Source organism: Actinomyces sp. (genome assembly GCF_030530635.1).
Lineage (GTDB): Bacteria > Actinomycetota > Actinomycetes > Actinomycetales > Actinomycetaceae > Actinomyces.
In genome coordinates this window covers 1-4,695 of record NZ_JAUMUL010000113.1, presented here as the reverse complement: position 1 = coordinate 4,695, position 4,695 = coordinate 1, and the positions used below count along the sequence as shown (strand labels likewise).

Here is a 4,695-nt window from a genome sequence, read left to right as displayed (position 1 = left end):
GCCCTGTCACCAGATTCCGGCCGGAAAGCAGTTTCGGCGTGTTTGCAGGGGAAACTGCGGTTTGGGCGGGCTTGCGCCGCCGGCTGTGGTATGCAGGCCCGCGTCGCCTACCCGGCCACGCCGGTCAGTGAATTCAGTGATTCTGCTGCCATACCCCCAGGCCCGGGGACGCATACGCCGCTGCCGCCGGCGCCGACCTCGCGTATTCACTCATGCGCTCTGGACGAGTGCTGGTCAAGAACCACGACGGTTAAGCACGTGGACCAGCACTTCCGACGACGGCACTACCTACGCCCCACCAACCATCGCAAGAAGCCAGGAACCCTCAGGCAACCACACCATCAAACCGGAAGCCCTTGTATACCTCATAGCCCTTCAGCAGACCGTTAACAGGCATTGTTAACCCCGAAGTGGCCTTATGGACGGCGAAGTGCGTAGCAGACGGCTCCATTTCCGGGAGCGGGGATGGCGCTATCCAAGTCCAGCACGATGAACCGGCGCGGCACACCGCTTACTTCACTCCGCCACACGCCGGCCACCACGCGGCCCCCTGATTCCAGGCGCACACGCCGAACGCCGCCGCAATGCCCGCGCGAGCACCTACAAGACACTCTTCAACCAGGAGGACGGCGCCAGCGTCTCAGCGGCGGGCACGGAGGGCGCCGACCAGGGTGATGACCAGCCCGGCCACCCCGGTGGCGCCGGCGCTCACAATGAGCAGGGCTGCCACCGGGACGCGATCCAGGTTCATGGTGGGCCCCGCTACCAGGCCGGAGGTACCGGCCGGGCAGGAGACGGTGTGAACACCGGTACTGCCGGCGGTGAAAGTCACGTAGGGCACCCCCGCCTCGGGGGTGGCGAGCACTACCTCGACGCCGTCGGGACCGGAGACCGTACAGCCGCTGGTAGCCGTAGCCGAAGTGCCGTATAGGCCCGTGGTCGTGCCCGCCTTGAGGTATACGGCTCCATCGGCACCCAACTGGGCGCCCTGGGTGAGGGGTCCCTCCACCACCGACAGCACACCGACCACCAGCGCCAGCGGCGCCACCACCAGCATCAGCATCAGGCCGATGCCGAGGTGGCGCCACCGGTGCGGAGCCTTCAGCACCGGAGCACCGGCCGTGCGCGGGCCGCCGGACGCGGCAGAGCGCACGCCGCTGCGCCGTCGGAAGGCAGCGTCGGGTGCGGTGACTCGTGAAGACGCGGCCGCGCCCGGTTCCTGTGCGGGCGCCCCGGCGTCGCTCGGAGGCCTGATGCCCCGCTCACGTAGGTGGGCGGCCAGTTCCTCCGGGTCCAGGCGCCTGCCGTAGCGGGGCTCGCCGTCCTCAGTCTCGTAGGCGGCCACCAGTTACTCCTTGATTGGTGGTGTAGTCAGGCGGCGGGGGTGCCGGTCTTCGGGGAGCCGACCTTGGAGGCGATCTCGATGATCAGACGCAGAATAAGAACCTGGACGGCCACCCCCGGGATGTCGATGATCAGCCGCAGCAGGAAGCCGAGGAAGTTGAATTCGTTGTTATACGTGGAGAAGTTGCCCCAGAACGCGGTGAACACCCACGCCGTCACGTACAGGACAAAGCCGATGGTGAAAATGGTCCTGCCGTACTTGGAGGCGAAGTCGCGCGTGCCGTCGAACAGGTTGTTCATCAGGGACTCGGCCTTGGGCGCGGCGGCCTGAGCGTACTGGTCACCGACGTAGGCGGCCTGAGCGTACTGGCCGGGCTGCGGCTGGCCGGGCTGTGCCGGCTGGTACTGGGTCGGCTGCTGCGGCTGCTGAACATACTGCTGCGGGTTGTAACTGCTCGGAGCAGAGCCGGCCGACGGCGGGATGTAGGGCTGTCCGGGATTGGGGGACTGAGTCATGCGTGTATTCCTTCACTTTCTGTGCAGTAGCGGGCTCAGCCTACCGCCCGCGGACGCGGGGATCACGAGCTGAGTGCCTTATCACCTGCGGCAGGCGTCTCGCCCACCCGGCCCCGGGCCGGTACCGTCCCGGCTCACCACGAGCGACGCACCACAATGGCGGTCCCGGGCCGTGCGGAGGAGCCCCCGTCGGTTCGCCCGGCCACACCCTCTCCCTGAAGGTGCGCTCGGCCGCGGGCACGGCGCCCGGGAGCGACCGGCACCACCTGCACTTCGCCGTCGGCGGCCGCCGCGAAGACCCGCTCGACAGCTGCCTGGCGGGCGCGCAGGGAACGGTTCTCCTCCTCCAGGCGTTCCAGGCGCCGCTCCAACTCGAGGATGCGACGGATCCCCTCCAGGTTGATGCCCTCCTGACTCAGCGCCTGCACGCGCCGCAGCCGCTCGACGTCACTGTGGGAGTAGCGCCGCCCCCGCCCGGAGGTGCGGGCGGGGGTGACGAGCCCCAGGCGGTCGTACTGCCGGAGCGTCTGGGGATGCATGCCGGCCAACTCGGCAGCCACGGAGATGACGTAGACGGCCCGCTCGTCGGCATCCTCGGCGAGGAAGTCGACGCCCTGGCCCGTCAAACGCCGTGTGGTCACCGGGCCGCCTCCTGAGCGAGGCCCGCACGGGGATCGGATTCCATGGCCTCATCGAATGCCTCCAGGGCGGCCTTGGCGTCCTTGGAGAGCTTCTTGGGCACGGCCACCTGCACGGTGACCAGCAGGTCGCCGGTCTTCTTGGAGGTAACCACGCCCTTCCCGCGCAGGCGCAGCACCGTGCCCGATGAGGTTCCGGGCTTGATGCGCACGCGACTGGTCTTGCCGTCCAGGAGGGGCACCTCGACGGTGGCTCCGAGGGCCGCCTCCTTGAGCGTGACCGGCAGATCCATGCGCAGGTTCGCGGTGTTGGCCGGGTCGATCGAGTACACCGGGTGCTTGGCCACCGAGATGGTCACCACCATGTCCCCGTTCTCCCCGCCGCCCGTGCCGGGGCGGCCCTTGCCGCGCAGGCGGATCTTCTGCCCGTCGTGCACCCCCGCAGGTATGCGCACGGTGATGGTGCGCCCGTCGGCGGTCAACTCGGCCAGGGTGCCGGACACGGCGTCGCGCAGTGAGAGCGTGGCGCTGGTGAGCACGTCCGGTCCCTTGACCGGCTGCGGCTGGGAGGAGAACCCGCCGAAGCCGAAGGGACCGCGAGCGCGTCTCCCGCCACCCGCAGCACCGCCGCCGGCCGCTCCGCCGAACATGCGCAACAGGTCCTCCAGGTCCTCCTGGGAGGCTCCGCCGGAGGTCGAGTAGCGCACGTTGGGGCCGCCGCCGAACATGGAGGAGAAGATGTCCTCGAAGCCGGCGCCGCCGCCCCCGGAACCGGAGGTGAAGCGCGCGCCGCCGCCTGCCATGGAGCGGATGGCGTCGTACTGCTGGCGCTCCTTGGCGTCCGACAGCACGGCATAGGCCTCGCCGATCTCCTTGAACTTCTCCGCCGCCGCGGCGTCGCCGGGGTTGCGGTCGGGGTGGTACTTCTTGGCGAGTGCGCGGTAGGCCTTCTTGATCGCGGCGGAGTCGGCGTCCTTGGCGACGCCGAGGACCGCATAGAAGTCCTTGGTCATCCAGTCCTGACTGGCCATGGCTCACCGTCTCCTTTCTCTGTTCCTGCTTCCGTTTCGGTTACCGCCTCACGCCGGGTTGGCGACCTGCACCCGGGCCGCCCGGACCACCCGCTCGCCGAGCCGGTAGCCGGGCTGGAGCACCAGCGCGATACTCGGCTCGGTCACCTCGGTGGACTCGGTGGCCATGAGGGCCTCGTGGAGTTTGGGATCGAACACGTCCCCGACCTCGCCGAAGCGAACCAGGCCGAACTTGTCGGCCAGGATCTGCTCCAGCTTGCCTGCGATGGTGCCGAAGGTACCGGTCAGGTCGCCGTGCTGGCGGGCCAACTCGATCTCATCAAGCACCGGGATGAGGGTCTCGACGACGCTCGCCTGCCCCGCCTCGCGGTGCCCGGCCGCGCTCTCGCGGGAACGTCGCACGAATCCCTGGTACTCCTGCTGGAGGTTGTACAGGTCGGCGCGGACACGGGCCAGGTCGTCGGCCGCCTGGGCGGCCTGGGTGCGCGCCTGCTCCAGCTCGGAGGGCGCCTCACGCTCGGCGGTCTCGGTGCCCTCCTCCGTGGCGCCGCCCTGGGCCGCGGATCCCAGGTCGACGCCGTCGAAGGCGGATTCGATCTCATCGGCGAGCGCCGGGTCGATTCCGCCGGAAGCGGTATCGTCGGCCCGCCCGGCGCCGGAGTCGGCGACCCCGGCCCGGTCCTGCACTCCGTCCCGCACCGAGTCGGGCTCAATGCTGTGCTCGAAGCCCTCCTCCGGGCGCTTGTCCGGGTCGCTGCTCACTTGGCGTCCTCGTCGTCGACGATCTCGGCGTCCACGACGTCGTCGTCCTCGGAGGAGGACTGCGACTGGGCGGAGGCGGCGTCTCCGGCAGCCTGGGCGGCCTGCTCGGAGGCGTACAGGGCCTGGCCGATCTTCTGGGAGACCTCGTTCAGCTTCTCCTGGGCGGCCTTGACCGGCTCAATGTCCGTGCCCTCCAGGGCCTTCTTGAGCTCGTCGACGGCGGCAGAGACCTCGGAGCTGACGTCCTCGGGAAGCTTGTCCTTGTTGTCCTTCAGCAGCTTCTCAATGGAGTAGGCCTGCTGCTCCGCGGTGTTGCGGGTCTCGGCCTCCTCACGACGCTTCTTGTCCTCCTCGGCGTGGGCCTCGGCCTCCTTGACCATGCGGTCGATGTCCTCCTTGGGCAG

General features: G+C 69.1%; 6 protein-coding genes. All 6 read right to left on the bottom strand.

The genetic code is table 11. From position 1 onward, the window contains the following. Nucleotides 1–640: 640 nt before the first annotated feature. Nucleotides 641–1,345 (bottom strand): hypothetical protein, encoded by a 705-nt coding sequence (locus tag Q4A20_RS14790; RefSeq protein ID WP_303124141.1) that lies wholly within the window; start codon nucleotides 1,343–1,345, stop codon nucleotides 641–643. A 26-nt stretch (nucleotides 1,346–1,371) separates the two neighbouring features. Continuing rightward, nucleotides 1,372–1,860: a hypothetical protein gene (locus Q4A20_RS14785; RefSeq protein ID WP_303124139.1), complete on the bottom strand. Its 489-nt coding sequence runs from the start codon at nucleotides 1,858–1,860 to the stop codon at nucleotides 1,372–1,374. 134 nt (nucleotides 1,861–1,994) lie between these two features. After that, entirely contained in the window at nucleotides 1,995–2,501 is a 507-nt protein-coding gene (locus Q4A20_RS14780; protein WP_303124137.1) for a heat shock protein transcriptional repressor HspR, read from the bottom strand. Then, nucleotides 2,498–3,529, bottom strand: a complete 1,032-nt coding sequence (locus Q4A20_RS14775; protein ID WP_303124136.1) for a J domain-containing protein — start codon at nucleotides 3,527–3,529, stop codon at nucleotides 2,498–2,500. Before Q4A20_RS14775 ends, Q4A20_RS14780 begins: the two co-directional genes overlap by 4 nt. A 48-nt stretch (nucleotides 3,530–3,577) precedes the next feature. Further along, entirely contained in the window at nucleotides 3,578–4,150 is a 573-nt protein-coding gene (gene grpE / locus Q4A20_RS14770; protein WP_303124143.1) for a nucleotide exchange factor GrpE, read from the bottom strand. Between the two features lie 137 nt (nucleotides 4,151–4,287). Then, nucleotides 4,288–4,695: Hsp70 family protein (locus Q4A20_RS14765; protein ID WP_303124134.1), on the bottom strand; the 408-nt coding region annotated here is incomplete at its 5' end.

Excerpts from the sequence above, each read along its gene's own strand:
- Q4A20_RS14775 (WP_303124136.1), bottom strand. The coding sequence starts at position 3,529 with ATGGCCAGTCAGGACTGGATGACCAAGGACTTCTATGCGGTCCTCGGC.
- Q4A20_RS14785 (WP_303124139.1), bottom strand. The coding sequence starts at position 1,860 with ATGACTCAGTCCCCCAATCCCGGACAGCCCTACATCCCGCCGTCGGCC.